General features: G+C 39.8%; 18 protein-coding genes and 1 tRNA gene. 13 read left to right on the forward strand and 6 right to left on the reverse strand.

All coding sequences use genetic code 11. The annotated features are described in order from the left end of the window. Nucleotides 1-16 precede the first annotated feature (16 nt). The 4 genes from H8B21_RS01325 to H8B21_RS01340 form a co-directional block, all read right to left on the reverse strand. Entirely contained in the window at nt 17-457 is a 441-nt protein-coding gene (locus tag H8B21_RS01325; RefSeq protein ID WP_190311994.1) for an immunoglobulin-like domain-containing protein, read from the reverse strand. Between the two features lie 215 nt (nt 458-672). Further along, nucleotides 673-999 (reverse strand): hypothetical protein, encoded by a 327-nt coding sequence (locus H8B21_RS01330; protein ID WP_190311995.1) that lies wholly within the window; start codon nt 997-999, stop codon nt 673-675. A gap of 282 nt (nt 1,000-1,281) precedes the next feature. Beyond that, nucleotides 1,282-1,638, reverse strand: coding sequence for a hypothetical protein (locus H8B21_RS01335; RefSeq protein ID WP_190311996.1), 357 nt, complete (start codon nt 1,636-1,638; stop codon nt 1,282-1,284). 101 nt (nt 1,639-1,739) lie between these two features. Beyond that, nucleotides 1,740-1,813: transfer RNA gene (locus H8B21_RS01340), tRNA-Pro, on the reverse strand. A gap of 379 nt (nt 1,814-2,192) precedes the next feature. Between H8B21_RS01340 and rplS the strand changes: the two genes are divergently transcribed. The 3 genes from rplS to yidC all read left to right on the forward strand — a co-directional run bounded on the left by rplS (nt 2,193) and on the right by yidC (nt 6,250). Next, nucleotides 2,193-2,540 carry a 50S ribosomal protein L19 gene (gene rplS / locus H8B21_RS01345; protein ID WP_165293809.1) on the forward strand — a complete coding sequence of 116 codons (348 nt, stop codon included), beginning with the start codon at nt 2,193-2,195 and terminating at the stop codon, nt 2,538-2,540. Nucleotides 2,541-2,779: 239 nt separating this feature from the next. Then, entirely contained in the window at nt 2,780-4,387 is a 1,608-nt protein-coding gene (locus H8B21_RS01350) for a CTP synthase (protein ID WP_223814766.1), read from the forward strand. 42 nt (nt 4,388-4,429) lie between these two features. After that, nucleotides 4,430-6,250: a membrane protein insertase YidC gene (gene yidC / locus H8B21_RS01355; protein ID WP_190311997.1), complete on the forward strand. Its 1,821-nt coding sequence runs from the start codon at nt 4,430-4,432 to the stop codon at nt 6,248-6,250. A 37-nt stretch (nt 6,251-6,287) separates the two neighbouring features. On the opposite strand, the gene H8B21_RS01360 is transcribed toward yidC, so the two are convergent. Both H8B21_RS01360 and H8B21_RS01365 read right to left on the reverse strand, forming a co-directional pair. After that, nucleotides 6,288-7,076 (reverse strand): M48 family metallopeptidase, encoded by a 789-nt coding sequence (locus H8B21_RS01360; RefSeq protein ID WP_190311998.1) that lies wholly within the window; start codon nt 7,074-7,076, stop codon nt 6,288-6,290. A 90-nt stretch (nt 7,077-7,166) separates the two neighbouring features. Beyond that, on the reverse strand, nt 7,167-8,516 hold the full coding sequence (locus H8B21_RS01365) for an acyl-CoA dehydrogenase family protein (RefSeq protein WP_190311999.1): 1,350 nt from the start codon (nt 8,514-8,516) through the stop codon (nt 7,167-7,169). A gap of 230 nt (nt 8,517-8,746) precedes the next feature. Here H8B21_RS01365 and H8B21_RS01370 point away from each other — a divergent pair, with 230 nt between their 5' ends. The 10 genes from H8B21_RS01370 to H8B21_RS01415 all read left to right on the forward strand — a co-directional run bounded on the left by H8B21_RS01370 (nt 8,747) and on the right by H8B21_RS01415 (nt 17,029). Further along, the gene (locus tag H8B21_RS01370; RefSeq protein WP_190312000.1) at nt 8,747-8,965 is read left to right on the forward strand and encodes a hypothetical protein; all 219 of its coding nucleotides are present in this window, start codon (nt 8,747-8,749) and stop codon (nt 8,963-8,965) included. 155 nt (nt 8,966-9,120) lie between these two features. After that, a complete protein-coding gene (purB, locus tag H8B21_RS01375) occupies nt 9,121-10,470 on the forward strand; it encodes an adenylosuccinate lyase (RefSeq protein ID WP_190312001.1) in 1,350 nt (449 codons plus the stop codon). A gap of 74 nt (nt 10,471-10,544) precedes the next feature. Further along, nucleotides 10,545-11,099, forward strand: a complete 555-nt coding sequence (locus tag H8B21_RS01380) for a NifU family protein (protein ID WP_190312002.1) — start codon at nt 10,545-10,547, stop codon at nt 11,097-11,099. A gap of 129 nt (nt 11,100-11,228) precedes the next feature. Next, the gene (locus H8B21_RS01385; protein ID WP_190312003.1) at nt 11,229-12,077 is read left to right on the forward strand and encodes a transketolase; all 849 of its coding nucleotides are present in this window, start codon (nt 11,229-11,231) and stop codon (nt 12,075-12,077) included. A 9-nt stretch (nt 12,078-12,086) separates the two neighbouring features. Beyond that, the gene (locus H8B21_RS01390) at nt 12,087-13,040 is read left to right on the forward strand and encodes a transketolase family protein (protein ID WP_190312004.1); all 954 of its coding nucleotides are present in this window, start codon (nt 12,087-12,089) and stop codon (nt 13,038-13,040) included. A gap of 13 nt (nt 13,041-13,053) precedes the next feature. Continuing rightward, nucleotides 13,054-13,599 (forward strand): RNA polymerase sigma factor, encoded by a 546-nt coding sequence (locus H8B21_RS01395; RefSeq protein WP_190312005.1) that lies wholly within the window; start codon nt 13,054-13,056, stop codon nt 13,597-13,599. 35 nt (nt 13,600-13,634) lie between these two features. Then, nucleotides 13,635-14,468 carry a hypothetical protein gene (locus tag H8B21_RS01400; RefSeq protein WP_190312006.1) on the forward strand — a complete coding sequence of 278 codons (834 nt, stop codon included), beginning with the start codon at nt 13,635-13,637 and terminating at the stop codon, nt 14,466-14,468. Beyond that, nucleotides 14,468-14,911 (forward strand): hypothetical protein, encoded by a 444-nt coding sequence (locus H8B21_RS01405; protein WP_190312007.1) that lies wholly within the window; start codon nt 14,468-14,470, stop codon nt 14,909-14,911. The genes H8B21_RS01400 and H8B21_RS01405 overlap by 1 nt, the downstream gene beginning before the upstream one ends. Before the next feature lie 142 nt (nt 14,912-15,053). Continuing rightward, the gene (locus H8B21_RS01410; RefSeq protein WP_190312008.1) at nt 15,054-16,241 is read left to right on the forward strand and encodes an aspartate aminotransferase family protein; all 1,188 of its coding nucleotides are present in this window, start codon (nt 15,054-15,056) and stop codon (nt 16,239-16,241) included. A gap of 35 nt (nt 16,242-16,276) precedes the next feature. Further along, nucleotides 16,277-17,029 (forward strand): SGNH/GDSL hydrolase family protein, encoded by a 753-nt coding sequence (locus H8B21_RS01415; RefSeq protein ID WP_190312009.1) that lies wholly within the window; start codon nt 16,277-16,279, stop codon nt 17,027-17,029. Nucleotides 17,030-17,037 lie beyond the last annotated feature (8 nt).

The following is a 17,037-nucleotide window of genomic DNA, read 5'->3' on the forward strand; positions in this document are numbered from 1 at the left end:
CTTTCAATTTTCAGAATTATCTACGTTGTCCATTCCGTATTTCCTTAATGTAAAATTCGGCATATACCCTGACTTCTTCTTTTGTTTCTTGATAGTCAGACTTTAGATAATATTTAACAATTCTGTATTTCCCGACTTTATAATCAATCTCTTCTTTGAAAAGGTTCTTTTCATACGTATAAAAAACCGAAGGCGAGAAGTTATAGCCTACATCCTCAAAAACTTGATCAGGCGATACTTTTACCCACTCATTATTTTCATAACGCTCAATCCAATAATGCAATCCCGCCAATATCGTTTCTCGCGTATTGTTTGTCATAGTCACTTCTACCGTCTCAGGGAGTTGGGAGAGATCGAAAACATTCGGTTTCACCGATAAAGTTACGGTCTCTTCTTGTATTAGCGTATTACTCGATAAAAAAATCACCGAAATTATAAGCAAAATAAAGTTTTTCATATATACGCGAATAAAATTTGCTCTGATCTTTACTACAAAATTTTCAACACTCCTATTTTATCATACTCAAAAGTTACATATATTTCGTCATATCCAATTGGAATTCAAATAAAATGTTTAAATCTGAAATTTCTGTCGGCCTCAGTTTTACATTAAGGTCCGGTTTTGTCATTCTTAAGCTTTTATTATATTAAACGACCCGATTACCCAAGTTGTTATCTATCTCTAATTTCCTTAATGCTAGCTTTTTGGTATTTAGCCCCAGATTGAGGGAATCCGCACGCATGCATATCTTCAAGTATATTGTATTGTAGTTTAACCTCTTTTTTGTCCGTTTGATACTTCTCTCCAAGGTTAACAGGAAAGTAAATATTTCCATCAATCTCAATTACAAAACCACAGCCGTCAACCTTCGGGTTTCCAAAATCTAATACAGTAGCATTTATCCACTGTTCTTCTTTTTTACATCCGCTATTAAGGTGTATGTTTATGAATATCATCAAAAGTAAGTAAGCAGGTCTGAAGGTAGCTTGATTTTTCATAATATATATTTTTAATTTTATTAGTAAAGTTTTGAGTTGTTTGTCTGTAGTTGAATGTGGTTTAAACATAGTTAGTATTGGATATCTAAATACAATACTAAATTAACAGTTCTTTTTTATTTTCAACCGTTGCAGACTCCAGGATTTACAACCGCAATCTAAAAACCAAGAGAGGTCATCATCTATAAGATATTACGGTCCAGAGAAACCGTCCGTTGAAACACGTCTATGAATCTAACAAGCTAAAATAAAAATATCACCTCTTTGTATTTTTCATCAAGCTTATTTATTATTGGTTGCTTTAATGATAACCTCTCTAAATTTACTGTAGTTATTCTTTTTGGTTAGCTTAAACGGGAACGGATATAATCCAAGATTGTTTTTTAATACAATAGCCAAAAATTCAATCCACTGCCCATGATGCGTCTCTTGAATTTTTTTGAATTCATTAAAGAAAATAGTTCTTCCACCCTGTTCATTAAGCCCGTCAATAAGCGCATTTTCAAAATCCTTATTGTACTCTTTTTCCAATAACCTTTCTATGCTATGTCGACCATTCGTTAACAGTAAACCAAAACCATGAGTTGTACAATATTCAATAAGAGCTTCTAGTTTCCGATGTACTCTGGCATCCACCATTCCGGTGAAATCCTTTAGCTCGACCGTATGTTCATCTGTGAGGCTCCTATAGACTCATCCCCGACTAAAACAAAAAAAGCCCGACTTTCGTCGAGCTTTTGTCGGGGTGGCAGGATTCGAACCTACGACCTCCACATCCCAAATGTGGCGCGATACCGGGCTACGCTACACCCCGAAAAGGCATCACCTTTTTTGTGTGGCACAAATATACGGCATATTTTATTACTGTCAATACTTTATTTAAGATTATTTCCTAACCAGCTCATTGATTGCATGATAATCCTATTTCCTCTTCTTTGTTTTCAGAAAAAGCCCTTAAACATCGCCCAATCTCATAACAACAGAAATCTTCCAGACACCTTTCTGATTTCCTCGCGACGTCCAAAAGAAAAATCACAATATGAAATAAAAATATTTTTTCTATTTTTGCACCCGCCTATCAAAAAAGCATTTACAATAGGTTTTTAAAAAAGTATTTTTTTATTTAAAATAAAAGCTGTAATATTGCATTCCGATTTTTTCAGGATAAAATCGTTTAATAATTACTCGAAATCATGGATTTAGTAAAATTTGTAGAAGAACAAGCGGTAGTGAAAAATGAAATCCCCGCTTTTAAAGCAGGAGATACCATCAGCGTTCATTATAAAATTCGCGAAGGAAATAAAGAGCGTGTTCAGGTGTACCAAGGTGTAGTTATCCAGTTAAACAGCGAAGGTACTAACGCGACTTTTACCGTTCGTAAAATCTCTAACGGTGTAGGTGTTGAACGTATTTTCCCTGTGAATTCACCTAACATTCAAAAAATAGAAGTTAATAGCGTTGGTAAAGTTCGTCGTGCTAAATTATTCTATTTACGCGGTCTTACCGGTAAAGCTGCGCGTATCAAAGCAAAACGTGTATAACAAAACCAATGCTTCAAGAAATAAAAAAAGCCGTTATTAATGTAGCGGCTTTTTTTATACCCTTTCTAATTCTCCAAGCCACTCACGATATGCATAGTACATCCAACAAATAATGCGTTAGGGTTTTTTATGCTTTAATTTCCGTTAGTATCGGAAAAAAACTTATCTTTGTATCCCGTACATAAAGCAGATTTAAAGCCGTATTTAAGGCTTGAAATAGTTGAAATTCCATTATTGCTATGAGTAAATATATCTTCGTTACGGGCGGCGTAACCTCGTCGTTAGGAAAAGGCATTATCGCTGCTTCCTTGGCCAAACTTCTACAAGCTCGGGGGCTTAAAGTGACTATCCAAAAATTTGACCCCTACATCAACATCGATCCAGGGACGTTGAACCCATACGAACACGGAGAATGCTATGTTACTGAGGATGGAGCTGAAACCGATCTAGATCTAGGCCATTACGAAAGATTCCTAAATGTTCCTACCTCACAAGCCAACAACGTCACAACGGGAAGAATATATCAACATGTTATCGATCAAGAACGCGCAGGGGCTTATTTAGGCAAAACCGTTCAAGTCGTACCACATATCACCGATGAAATTAAGCGTCGAATGCAACTCCTAGGACAAACGGGAGAATATGACATCGTTATAACAGAACTAGGTGGTACAGTAGGCGACATAGAATCACTTCCGTTCATTGAAGCAGTAAGACAATTGCGTTGGGAACTTGGCAATAGTGATTCTTTGGTAATACACCTCACACTCGTACCTTATTTAGCAGCTGCGGGGGAATTAAAGACTAAACCCACTCAACATTCCGTAAAAACGCTTTTGGAATACGGTATACAACCCGACATTCTCGTGTGCCGTACGGAGCATAAACTAACGCACGATATCAGAAAAAAACTTGCCCAATTCTGTAACGTCAATATCAATGCTGTAGTAGAATCCATTGATGCACCTACTATATACGATGTACCATTGAACATGCTTAAGGAGCAATTGGACAAAACAGCTTTAGCAAAACTGAAGTTATCTAACAAGAACGAACCGGATTTAGAAAACTGGAAAACGTTCTTAGGCAAACTCAAAAATCCAACAAGTGAGGTATGCATAGGCCTAGTCGGTAAATATGTTGAACTTCCCGACGCTTACAAATCGATCACGGAGGCTTTTATCCATGCAGGTGCGATGAATGAGACCAAGGTAAAAGTTAAGTACATTGCCGCAGAAAGCATAAACGACGAAAACGTAGTCGAGAAATTGAAAGATCTTGCGGGTGTTTTGGTTGCCCCTGGTTTCGGCGAACGTGGATTAGATGGCAAACTGAGCGCTATTAAATATGTACGAGAGAACAAGATCCCATTCTTTGGTATCTGCTTGGGTATGCAATGCGCTGTCATCGAATTTGGAAGAAATGTGCTTGGACTGAAAAAGGCGAACAGCTTTGAGATGAACGAAAAAACACCTCACCCTGTTATTAACTTAATGGAAGAGCAAAAATCCATTACCGATATGGGGGGCACCATGCGCCTGGGAGCATACGCCTGCGAAATCAAAAAAGGCACAAAAGCCTATTCTATTTATGGCAAGACCAAAATATCCGAACGGCACAGACACCGCTACGAGTTTAACAATGCGTATCTAAAACAATATGAAGAAGCCGGTATGATCGCTTCCGGAAAAAATCCGGAAACTGGACTGGTTGAAATTGTCGAATTGAAAAATCATCCGTTCTTCGTAGCAGGACAATTTCATCCGGAGTTAAAATCGACCGTAGCAAATCCTCACCCACTTTTTGTTAGCTTTGTAGCCGCTGCGATAGCCTATAAAAAAAGCTAAGGCATACTTATAATATATAATTTGAAAATTAAAAAATAAAAAATGGATAGAAATACCCTCATTGGATTAGTGCTGATTTTCGGAATCCTGGCAGGCTCTTTTTATTTGATGAAACCTACGGAGCAAGAGCTTAAGCAAGAACAAAGACTTCAGGATTCATTAAAAAGAGTTAGAGAAGGCCTTCCTCCAACGACAGACACGTTAAGCGCTAGTTCGCCATCAACAATAGACACTGCTGAAATCTCGAATAAGCCGTTTGGTAACGCTCGGCTAGGAGAAGAGCAGATAGTCACGCTTGAAAACGAGTTAATTATTGCCAAGATAAGTTCTAAAGGTGGACAAGTCAGATCTGTTCAGTTAAAGAACGAAACAAATTATGACGGAAAACCGCTCATGATTATTGACGAGGGTCAGAACCAATTTGGCTTTGTTTTCAAAGCAAATGGAGAAAACATCAATACCGGTGACTTGAACTTCACGGCACAAAGTGGTGATATTTCAGTCACAGGAGAATCTACACAATCGATAGGCTTTAGATTAAACTATAGTGAAACCCAATATCTCGAGTACACGTATACGATTAAAGGTAACGATTACAACGTAGGCCTCGATGTCAAAGCCGTGGGCATCCAAAACCTCATGGACGTTAAAACCAGCTCCATCGGATTGAATTGGGAAACCACCTTGCTCCGAAAAGAACGGAATGCAAAATCTGAACGCGAACGGTCAACGATATTTTATAAAGAACTTGCCGGAAATGTCGACAACCTTTCCGAAACGAGTGACGACAAAGAGAATATCGAGGAAAAATTAAGCTGGATTGCGTTCAAACAGCACTTCTTTTCTGCCGCGCTAACGTCGAGTCAACCGCTAAATAACACAGAACTAACTGTAGCTTTCGATTCAAATGACGGCATCATAAAACACTACAAAGCGGCTGCAGATTTGGATTTCTCCGCACAAAAAGACAACCATTACACGTTCAATTTCTTTTTCGGCCCCAATCAATATAAAATACTAAAAGCACACGGCGATGATTTCGAGAAAATCATTAAAATGGGCTGGGGACCTATGGGCTGGATAAATAAGTTTATCACTGTACCTATTTTTGATGTTCTTGACGGCCTCCATTTGGGTTACGGTGTTATTATATTAATATTAACACTTATCTTGAAGGGTGTATTATTTCCGTTGACTTACAAATCTTACAAGTCAATGGCGAAAATGCGCGTATTGAAGCCGCAAATCGACGAAATTAAAGAGAAAGTAGGTGACGACAACCCTATGCTACTTCAGCAGGAAACCATGAAACTGTATAAGCAAGCCGGTGTAAATCCGCTAGGTGGGTGTCTGCCTCTATTATTACAGATGCCTTTTACACTCGCTTTCTTCTTTTTCTTCCCGAATCTATTTGAACTAAGAGGCGAAAGTTTCCTTTGGGTAAAGGATTTATCAACGTATGATGCACCGATTACTTTTTCTCCGATTTTCGGAATCGGCCACATCTCTTTTATGTGTGTACTCATGACGTTGACTACATTATTGACAACATGGTATAACAATGCGACATCGGGTGCTGCTGCCAACAACCAAATGAAATATATCGGGTACTTTATGCCTTTGATATTCTTCTTTGTGTTGAACAGCTTCCCTGCAGGATTAAACTACTATTATTTCTTGTCGGCAGTCTTGACATTCCTCACGCAGTTTATTATCCGTCAATTTATCGACGATGATAAGATATTGGCGAAAATTGAGGAACATAAGAAGAATCCGAAAGCGGCTAAGAAATCATCTTTCCAACAAAAAATGGAAGAAATGATGCGCCAACAACAAGCACAACAGCAAAACAAAAAGAGATAAAAAAGAAAAGCCCGAGCAATACTCGGGCTTTTCTTTTTTATTTAGATGGTTTTTCGAATCCGTCTTTTTCTGCTTTTTTTGCCATTTCCTCTACACGTTTTTTAGTATCGGGATGGGAAGAGAAAAGCTTTTTAGTCAAGCCTCCTTCCGAAGTATCTCCAGATAACTCAAGTAAGCGCTCGAAAGACATGGACATATACCAAGGGTTCACACCATTATCTTTTAAAAACTTATACCCATAATCATCCGCTGCACTCTCTTGCTTGCGTGAAAAACTCATATTTGCCACCTGTTCGCCGAGTTCGCCTAATTGCGAATTTGATAGGGCACCCGCTCCTCCTCCTTGTGAAGATACACCGTCTTTCAGCGCCGAAGTCATCAAGGCATTTTTGAAGGCATCCCGCGAATCCATGTTTTTCACATGTCCTATTTCATGTCCGATAACGCCAAGGACCTCCTGATCATCCATCTCCTGCATCAACCCAGCACATACGCGTACGCTTCCGTCTGCACAGGCAAACGCGTTGACGTCTCGCACAAGATATACTTTAAAATTTAGGTCAAGACCATCGTAGTTGCTCAAATTCTCCGTTAGCTTTTTCAAGCGTACCGCAAACTCATGATCGTCTGGTGCTACAGGATTATTTTGATCCATCCACTGGATATATTCTTTTGTATAGTTGATAACATCCTCATTGGAGAGGGTGACAGCCTGTACAGCTTTCGTAGCTGCTCCAATTGATTTCGTGTTAATCTTAATTTGGCCGAAAGCGACCGAAGTGAACATCAATACTGACGCACCTAATAAAATTCGTTTGTAAACCATAAGTTTGATATTTTAGTCTTTTTTAACCTTATAATACGATTAATCTTCCCGTTCTTTGTAACAAAAACAAGACCAAAACATATATCTCCCTTACACAAATGCACTTATTCCGGTAATACTTCTTCCGACAATAAGAGAATTAATTTCTTTTGTACCCTCATACGAATAAATAGCTTCCGCATCCGCTAGGAAACGAGCGACGTTATACTCTAACAATATCCCATTTCCTCCCATTACTTCACGCGCCCTTGATACAATATCTCGTGTGCGCAAAGTACAAAAGACTTTAGCTAAAGAAGCGTGTTCGTCTTTCAATTTGCCTTCATCTTGCAACTCTGACAAACGGAAAACGAGCGTCTGCATAGCCGTTAAATTAGAAAGCATTTCCACTAAATGATTTTGTATCAGCTGAAATGATGCAATGGGTTTCCCGAACTGCTTACGTTTTAACGTATAATCCAATGCGTTTTCATAAGCACCACGGGCACAACCGACCGCCATCCACGCTACTCCTGCACGCGTCATCTGCAATACCTTAGCCGTATCCTTAAAGCTATTCGCAAGTGGCAAGCGATCGGCTTCCTGTACCAAACAGTCTGTTAACGTAATCAGCCCATTTTGCACAATACGTAATGCCATTTTACCCTTTATTTTCTCCACCATAAAACCCGGATTCTCCTTACGTACGATAAATCCTTTTACTTGGTTATCATCCACATCCCGAGCCCAAATAATGGTCATATCGGAGAATGTGGAATTGCCGATCCATTTCTTTTGGCCGTTTAGCACCCATCCTTCGGCCGTCTTACGGCAAGTCGTAGTTAGACCACCTGCTGTTCCCGACCCTACTTCTGGCTCTGTCAATCCAAACGCCCCAATTTTCTCCAATCGCTGCATTTTGGGCAACCACTCACTCTTTTGCTCTTCGGAACCACACATATAGATAGAACCCATTGCCAATCCACTTTGAACCCCCAGAAATGTTGCAATAGACGGATCTATTCTCCCAAATTCTGCAGCTATTATGCCATCCATTAACGAAGTACCACCCGCACAGCCATATCCCTCATAAACATATCCGCATACGTTCAACTCCGCTAATTTGGGAATAATTTCAAAGGGAAATTCATCATGCAACCAATATTTATTTACAATAGGCTTAATTTCACGCTCTAAAAAATCTCTTACCTTCAACTGTAAATTTCGGTCATCTGTAGATAACTTGGCTTCTACAGCATAAAAGTCTGCATTAATTTCAGGTGCTTCGCGTTTTTTAACACCACCTGTTAACATCTTCGCCATACCTTTCAACTGTTCCTCGCTCATTTTAGACATCCCTGCCATAAGTGTTGGAATATCGACTTTCTTAGATAGTGCATCCAGTTGCGCTAAGTCGACGTGTTTCAACAATTGAAGTATATTTTTTAGCTTTTTTATCATGTTCAGTTATTTGGGTACCCTCCATTGTAACACTTTTTTTATGAAAAATGTTTTTTATTGTTGTTTTTCAGCAAAACACCATTATATTTGCGCCGGCTTTTAAAAAGGACTATATAGAGAAACGTTCAGTTTTTTCTACTTTTTGTAAAAACATAGGTTACCTTTTATAATTGCTGGTATTAAAGTGTAAATAAACAAATTTGTTTCAATATAAAATAGAAAATTAAAAAATGAAAAATTTATTCAAATTCGGATTTTTAGGTCTAGCTTTAACAATTGCATTCGCTTCTTGTGGCGGTCAGCAAACTACAACTGAAGAAACTACTGATTCTTTAGCTGAAGGTATCGAAAACCAAACTGAGCAAGTTGCTGATTCTTTGGAAAACGTAGCTGATTCAGTTAGAGCTGAAGGTGATTCTATCGCTGATTCTTTGGAAAACGTTCAGTAATCCGAACAGTATTAAAAAATACGTCAAAACCCACACAATTGTGTGGGTTTTCTTTTTTCCGAAAGTGCTAGTTTTCGAGTTTTTCTTATTTTTGTCCCTAGTTTAATCCTGTCCTGAAGGACAGCTATTTAATTTTAACTTTATTTTTCGTGATCATGAGCTTATCATCCCTAACTGCCGTATCGCCTATCGACGGACGTTACCATAATAATACAAAAGAACTTGCTAATTATTTTTCGGAATTTGCGTTGATTAAATACCGCGTATTAGTGGAAGTAGAATATTTCATTGCGTTATGTGAGTCGGGGGTTCCACAGTTGTCACATTTTGATGGTTCTCTTAACGAACGTCTTCGTGATATCTACAAAAATTTTTCGTCGGAAAATGCGCAATGGATCAAGGATACCGAGAAAGTAACCAACCATGATGTTAAGGCCGTAGAATACTTCCTAAAAAATGAATTTGAAAAACTAGGATTGCATGATTCACTCGAATTCATTCATTTCGGATTGACCTCACAAGATATCAACAACACCGCTATTCCCTATTCTTGGAAAGAAGCTTTAAGCCAAATCTATCTTCCAAACATCCAAGAATTAACGGAAGAGCTGAAATCACTTGCCGAGCAATGGAAGGATATACCTATGTTGGCCAGAACGCATGGACAACCCGCCTCACCTACACGCTTGGGAAAAGAAATTAAAGTTTTCATTGAACGAATAGAAAAGCAACTCGAGTTGTTACAGCAAATACCTCTTTCCGCTAAATTTGGTGGCGCCACCGGAAACCTTAATGCGCATCACGTAGCGTATCCGGCTACGGATTGGGTGGCGTTCGGTAATAATTTCGTAAATGAAAAGCTCGGTTTGTCTCGTTCCCAAACGACTACCCAAATCGAACACTATGACAATTTTGCAGCAAGTTGTGATACTTTCAAACGTATCAATAATATCTTGATCGACCTCTGTCGGGATATGTGGACATATATCTCTATGGAGTATTTCAAACAAAAAATAACTGTAGGACAAATCGGGTCATCCGCTATGCCGCATAAAGTAAACCCTATTGATTTTGAAAATGCAGAAGGGAATCTAGGTATAGCTAATGCTTTATTTGAGCATCTAGCGGCAAAACTTCCTATTTCACGTTTGCAACGTGATCTGACCGATTCAACAGTACTGCGCAATATTGGCGTTCCTTTTGCGCATACCATTATCGCGATCAAATCCACTATTAGAGGATTAAGAAAACTCATTCTTAATGAAACTGCGCTTCAGGCGGATCTAGAGAACAATTGGGCAGTCGTAGCAGAAGCTATTCAAACGATATTGCGAAGAGAAGGCTATCCCAAACCTTATGAGGCACTGAAAGATCTAACCCGCACCAATACACATGTAACGCAGGAAACGATCGCAACTTTCGTCGATGGATTGAATGTGAGTGAAGAAATTAAGGCAGAAATCAAAGCGATTTCTCCGAGCAACTATACCGGTATCGTACGATAAGCTTTGACGTCAAAATGACCTGCATTGGCTTATTTTTGGCGTATATTTGTCAACTATTATAGATTACAGGAAATATGGCAACAATTAATGTATATACAGAATCGACTCCCAACCCTTCTACCATGAAGTTTTTGGTCAATAAATTATTGATTAACGGTAGTCTGGATTATCCCGACCGGGAAAAAGCGCAAGAATCTGATTTTGCCAGAGAGCTATTTAAATTCAACTTTGTAGAAGGCGTCTTTTTCGCAAGTAATTTTGTAACCGTCACAAAGAGCGAAGGAGTAGAATGGCCAGATATTGAGCCTTTGCTAAAAGATTTTGTTAAAGGAGCGGTCGAATCGGAATTGGCTGTTAAGCCAGTCGAACATTCCGAAGACGTAAACTTTGAAGGCACGGAGGTGGAAGTAAAAATCCAACAGGTTTTGCACGACTACGTTCGCCCGGCAGTGGAACAGGACGGAGGTGCTATTGCGTATAGATCATTTGATAACGGTGTCGTCACGGTAGAACTACGTGGTTCTTGTAGCGGCTGTCCATCCTCCACCATTACCTTAAAAGCCGGTATTGAAGGCTTGTTGAAAAGAATGGTGCCAGAAGTAGAAGAAGTGGTCGCTGAGGCGTTATAATACCATATTAAAAAAGCAGAAAAGGGGAGATTGTAAGATCTTCCCTTTTTTAGTTGCGCTTTTTATCAGCTACTCTGCTAAAAATCATTAACTTTATAGCCAAAATAACCGAAACATTATATTTCAAAAATGAGTGCAGATATCAACAAACTAGAACAGATCGCTTCACAGGTAAGACGTGACATCGTTCGTATGGTGCATGCTTGCCAATCCGGACACCCGGGTGGTTCGCTTGGTTGTACGGACTATTTTGTAGCGTTGTACTTCTATGCGATGAAAAATGATCCTTCCTTCAATATGGATGGCATCGGAGAAGATTTATTTTTCTTATCAAACGGACATATTTCTCCCGTTTTCTATAGTACACTAGCCCGTGCGGGATACTTTCCCGTAAGCGAACTTAGTACGTTTAGAAAAATTGATTCCCGTCTTCAAGGCCACCCGACCACACACGAAGGGCTACCCGGCATCCGTATCGCGTCAGGATCGTTGGGACAAGGTCTATCTGTTGCTATCGGCGCTGCTCAAGCCAAGAAATTGAATAAAGACAATAGTTTGGTATATGTGTTAATGGGTGATGGCGAGTTGCAGGAAGGACAGGTATGGGAAGCCGCTTTGTATGCTCCACATAATAAAATGGACAATATTATTGCCGCGGTGGATTATAACGGCGCGCAAATTGACGGACCTACCGAACAGGTATTATCACTCGGAAATCTCCGTGCAAAATGGGAAGCTTTTGGCTGGGATGTCATGGAAATAGAAAAGGGAAATGATATGACGTCGGTAATCCAAGGTTTAGATGAAGCAAAATCGCGCACAGGTAAGGGTAAACCTGTCATGATACTATTGCATACAGAAATGGGTAACGGTGTAGATTTCATGATGGGGTCGCACAAATGGCATGGTATTGCCCCTAACGACGAACAATTAGCATCCGCATTAGCACAGAATGCAGAAACCTTAGGAGATTATTAATTGCATATAATGAAAAAATACACATATACAGAATCAAAAGATACTCGTTCTGGCTTCGGCGCAGGTCTATTAGAAGCTGGCAGACAGAATGAAAACGTAGTGGCACTTTGTGCCGATTTGATCGGATCGTTAAAAATGAACGATTTTATCAAGGAGTTTCCCGAACGCTTCTTTCAGATTGGAATTGCGGAAGCTAATATGATGGGAATTGCGGCTGGCTTGACTATCGGCGGCAAGATTCCTTTCACGGGTACATTTGCTAACTTTTCAACAGGTCGCGTATACGACCAAATCAGACAATCCATAGCCTACTCGGATAAAAATGTGAAGATATGTGCCTCGCATGCCGGATTGACGTTAGGAGAAGATGGCGCGACACATCAAATATTGGAAGATATTGGATTGATGAAGATGCTTCCTGGGATGACCGTTATTAATCCTTGCGATTTTAATCAGACGAAAGCGGCTACCTTAGCCTTAGTTAACCACGAAGGACCTGTTTACCTACGTTTCGGACGTCCGGTTGTACCTAATTTTACTCCTGCCGACCAAGAATTTGAAATCGGTAAAGCGATCATGTTAAATGAGGGCACAGATGTAACGATCATTGCTACAGGACATTTGGTTTGGGAGGCAATCCAGGCAGGTGAGGAATTAGAGAAGCTAGGTATTAACGCGGAGATTATCAACATCCATACGATCAAACCTTTGGATGAGGAAGCCGTGTTAAAATCTATTACCAAAACAGGATGTGTAGTTACGGCGGAAGAACACAACCGTCTGGGCGGCCTAGGTGATAGCGTAGCGCAACTTTTAGCAACAAAGAAACCGACTCCTCAAGAATATGTGGCCGTCAACGATAGTTTTGGCGAATCGGGTACACCGGCACAGCTGATGGAAAAATATGGCCTTAATGCAGCTTCTATCGTAGCAGCAGCAAGAAAAGTAATCACTAGAAAATAGTTGAGAAGAATAAATGGAAGACGCCTTAATTATATCAAAATTTGCTGATGAAAGCACACGCGAAGAGGCGTTTGGCTATTTACTCAAAAAATACCAACAAAAAATATATTGGCATGTTCGTCGGATGGTTATTGACCATGACGACGCGGATGATGTCGTACAGGATATATTCATCAAAGTTTGGCGAAATCTCGAAAAATTCCGAGAAGACTCCCAACTTTACACTTGGCTGTACCGTATAGCCACGAATGAATGTATTACTTTTCTAAATAGAAAAAAACAAAAGCAGAACTTGTCATTGGACGACGACAGTTCTGCTTATTTAGCAGAAACGCTAACGGAAGGAAGCTATTTTAATGGTGACCAAGCACAAATGAAACTGCAACAGGCACTTTTAACTCTTCCGGACAAACAACGGTTGGTATTTAATATGAAATATTTCGAGGATCTCAAATATGACGAAATATCAGAGATCCTAGGCACGAGTGTCGGAGCATTAAAAGCCTCTTATCATCTGGCAGTAAAAAAAATAGAGCACTTTTTTACATCACATGATTAAACCCTAACCGGGTTTTCGACTCTAAACAAGTGACTATGAAGGAAGACAATACATATTACGATGGAATGGATGGTTTAAACCTACCGGGATCATTACGTGTAAATCCCTTTGTGGTACCTGAAAATTATTTTGATCAACTCTCTTCTTCTGTCTTGTTTCAAGTACGCCTAGTGGGGTTATCAAACTTAGAAAAAACGGGATTCAGCGTACCAGAATCCTACTTTTCTCAATTAACAGACAATATTCAGCTTCACATAAAAATGGAGCAGTATAAAGAGGCTGTGCATGAAGAATGGGACACCCCTAAAGGATATTTTGAAGATTTATCGGATAAGATTCTGTCTCAAACAAGAATAGAAAGCGTTGTAAAGCAAGAAGAGTTCGATGTTCCGATGGGCTATTTTGAAAGTCTGTCTGAGCGCATTCAAACTAACATATTTGAAGATAAACTGAAACAGCAGATATCTGCTGATGGTTTTACAGTTCCAAAAGATTATACTGGAATACTGAAGGATAAGATTGTTGCACAAACGACGGGAAAAGAAAGACAAAAAACCATCGTGCGTAGACTGAACTTCAACAAGTGGATTCAGTATGTGGCTGCGGCCTGTGTTGCCTTAGTAATTGGAATCGCTTCATACAATAGTATAAACAACGGGAGTATAAACAATGGAGCTCAAGCGAGTTTCAGCGAATCACATTTGTCTTCTATTCCCGATGACGAGATTATTAATTATCTAAGTGCTTTGAATGATAGTCATGATATTCTTTATATCATGGAGTGTATGAATCATTCCCACGATGCTGAAGGGATTTGTACGCATGTAAAGGAAAATGATATTGAAGACTATTTAAATTACGCGTTATAATGTTACGTTTTAAACATTTATTTGTCACAATCAGTGCAGTTATATTCTGTATATTGTCAGCGGGTGCACAGCCTCGTGATTCCAAACGATTTGCGGCGATTGAGAGTGAAAAGATTGCCTATATCACGAAAGAGCTTAATTTAACACCCGCTGAAGCACAACGTTTCTTCCCGATTTACAATCAATATAGTAAAGATGTATGGGCTATCCGATCGCAGAAAAAAGAAAATACCCAAACACCTTCTCCGAAGGGAGTGAACTCTTTTAATAGAACGGAAAAACGGGATGTGCTCTCTTATGATGCCAAAGAGTTGGATATCAAAAAGGAATATAGAAAAAAGTTTGCTGAAGTAATCGGTTCCGCCAGGGCGTCTCAGTTTTTCGAAGTTGAACAAAACTTCCGAGAACTGCTTTACAAGGAATTACAAAGGAGAAACCGTTAGTTCGTGATCCGTGTTTCGTCACTATTGACTAGTTTCGAATCACGAGAAACGAGCTAAAAACCTGCCGGCTGGCGAACTCAATATAGCAACAGCAAGGTTTCTGATTATTATACACTGTCCACTGATTACTGTCTACTAAAACATGATTAGCAACAGAGAACTCTTTCTTAAAAATACAGCTCAAACATCTTCATCTCCTCGTTTATTCGAGATTGTAAAAGCGGAAGGTGTATATTTATATGGCCCCAATGGTGAGCGTTATTTAGATCTTGTATCGGGTTTTAACGTCAGCAACATTGGACATCGACACCCCGAAGTACTAGCAGCTATACAACAGCAGTTGGAAAAATATCTCCATGTTACCGTATACGGTGAATTTGTACAGGCACCACAGGTGCAGTTTGCCACTGCTTTACTTACGACGCTACCTCCTTCATTCGGTTCCGTTTACTTGACGAATAGCGGAGCGGAAGCGGTCGAAGGTTCCATGAAAATCGCGAAGAAGTATACCGGACGTCGACAGATTATCGCTGCTGAAAAAGCATATCATGGCAGTACACAGGGAGCATTAAGTCTAATCGGCAACCCAGCATATCAAGAGGCCTATGCTCCACTACTCCCCGAAATAGAATTTATCCAGTTCAATAACATAAGCAGTTTAGACATTATCACAAACCAAACCGCTGCGGTTATCGTGGAAGCCATCCAAGGAGAGGCCGGCGTGCGTGTTCCGTCTACGGAATTTATGCAGGCTCTCCGTAGGAAATGTGACGATACGGGTGCTATTCTGATTTTTGATGAAATACAAACGGGTTTCGGAAGGACAGGCAAAATGTTCGCTTTTGAACATTTTGGAATTGTACCGGATGTCTTAATGTTAGCAAAAGGTATCGGAGGCGGTATGCCGCTCGGTGCATTCATTGCGCGAAAAGAAATTATGGACGTCATCAAGGACAATCCTATGCTGGGGCATATCACCACTTTCGGAGGCCATCCGGTAAGCTGTGCTGCAGCATTAGCTTCTTTGCAGGTCATCCAAAATGAAAACTTACTGGATACGGTGGAAACAAAAGTAGCTTTGTTCCGCAAAGAGTTGAACCATCCTAAAATAAAAGAGATTAGAGGGATAGGGTTAATGATGTGTCTGCAATTGGAAACCTTTGAACAGGTATATCAAGTGAGTAGCTTTTGTGCGGAACACGGCGTCATGATCGATTGGTATCTGCATTGTGAAACCGCGTTACGCGTAGCCCCACCACTCACGATATCGGAAGCGGAAATAAAACGTGCTTGTGAAATAATACGGCAAGGTGTTGAAAAATTCGCGTGAAAAGCCTAACTTGGTTTTATAAACCTTCGTTTTATATGGAAACAAGAAGAAAATTCTTAACAAAAAGTCTCCTTACCTTAGGAGCTGCCACTATAGGCACCAAAGCGTTATTTGCAGCAGAAAATAATCTGGCAAAAAATGAAAAGTTACGCATACAACAAAATGATGTTATCTTATTTCAGGGTGATTCTATTACCGATGCGGGACGGAAACGGGATAATTTAAAACCAAACGACACCATCGCCTTTGGTCATGGATATGCGATGATGGCTGCCGCTACGTTACTAAATAAATATGCTGATAAAAACATTCAGGTCTATAACCGGGGTATCAGCGGAAATAGAGTACCAGACCTTATCAGCAGATGGGATACCGACGCCATTCAACTTCGCCCAACGATATTAAGCATACTTATCGGTGTAAACGATTTCTGGCGTACCATCGATAGGGGTGCGCAAAATACACCGCAGCAATATAAACAGCAATATCAGCAATTATTGGATACCACGTTAAAACAACTTCCACAAGTTAAATTGATTATCGGCGAACCGTTCGGTGTGAAAGATGTAAAACATGTAACAGATGCCTGGTATCCCGATTTTCTAGGTTATCAACAAGCGGCAAAAGAAATAGCAAAAGAATATAACGCTATATTCCTGCCTTATCAATCCGTGTTCGACAAAGCGGCAAGCCGCGGTTCTGGTGATTATTGGACAACAGATGGTGTACATACTTCGTTAGCGGGTGCAAACCTTATGGCGGAAGCCTGGTTAAGTTTGATTAAATAATAATTTTT

It is taken from the genome of Sphingobacterium chuzhouense, from assembly GCF_014692525.1.
GTDB lineage: Bacteria > Bacteroidota > Bacteroidia > Sphingobacteriales > Sphingobacteriaceae > Sphingobacterium > Sphingobacterium chuzhouense.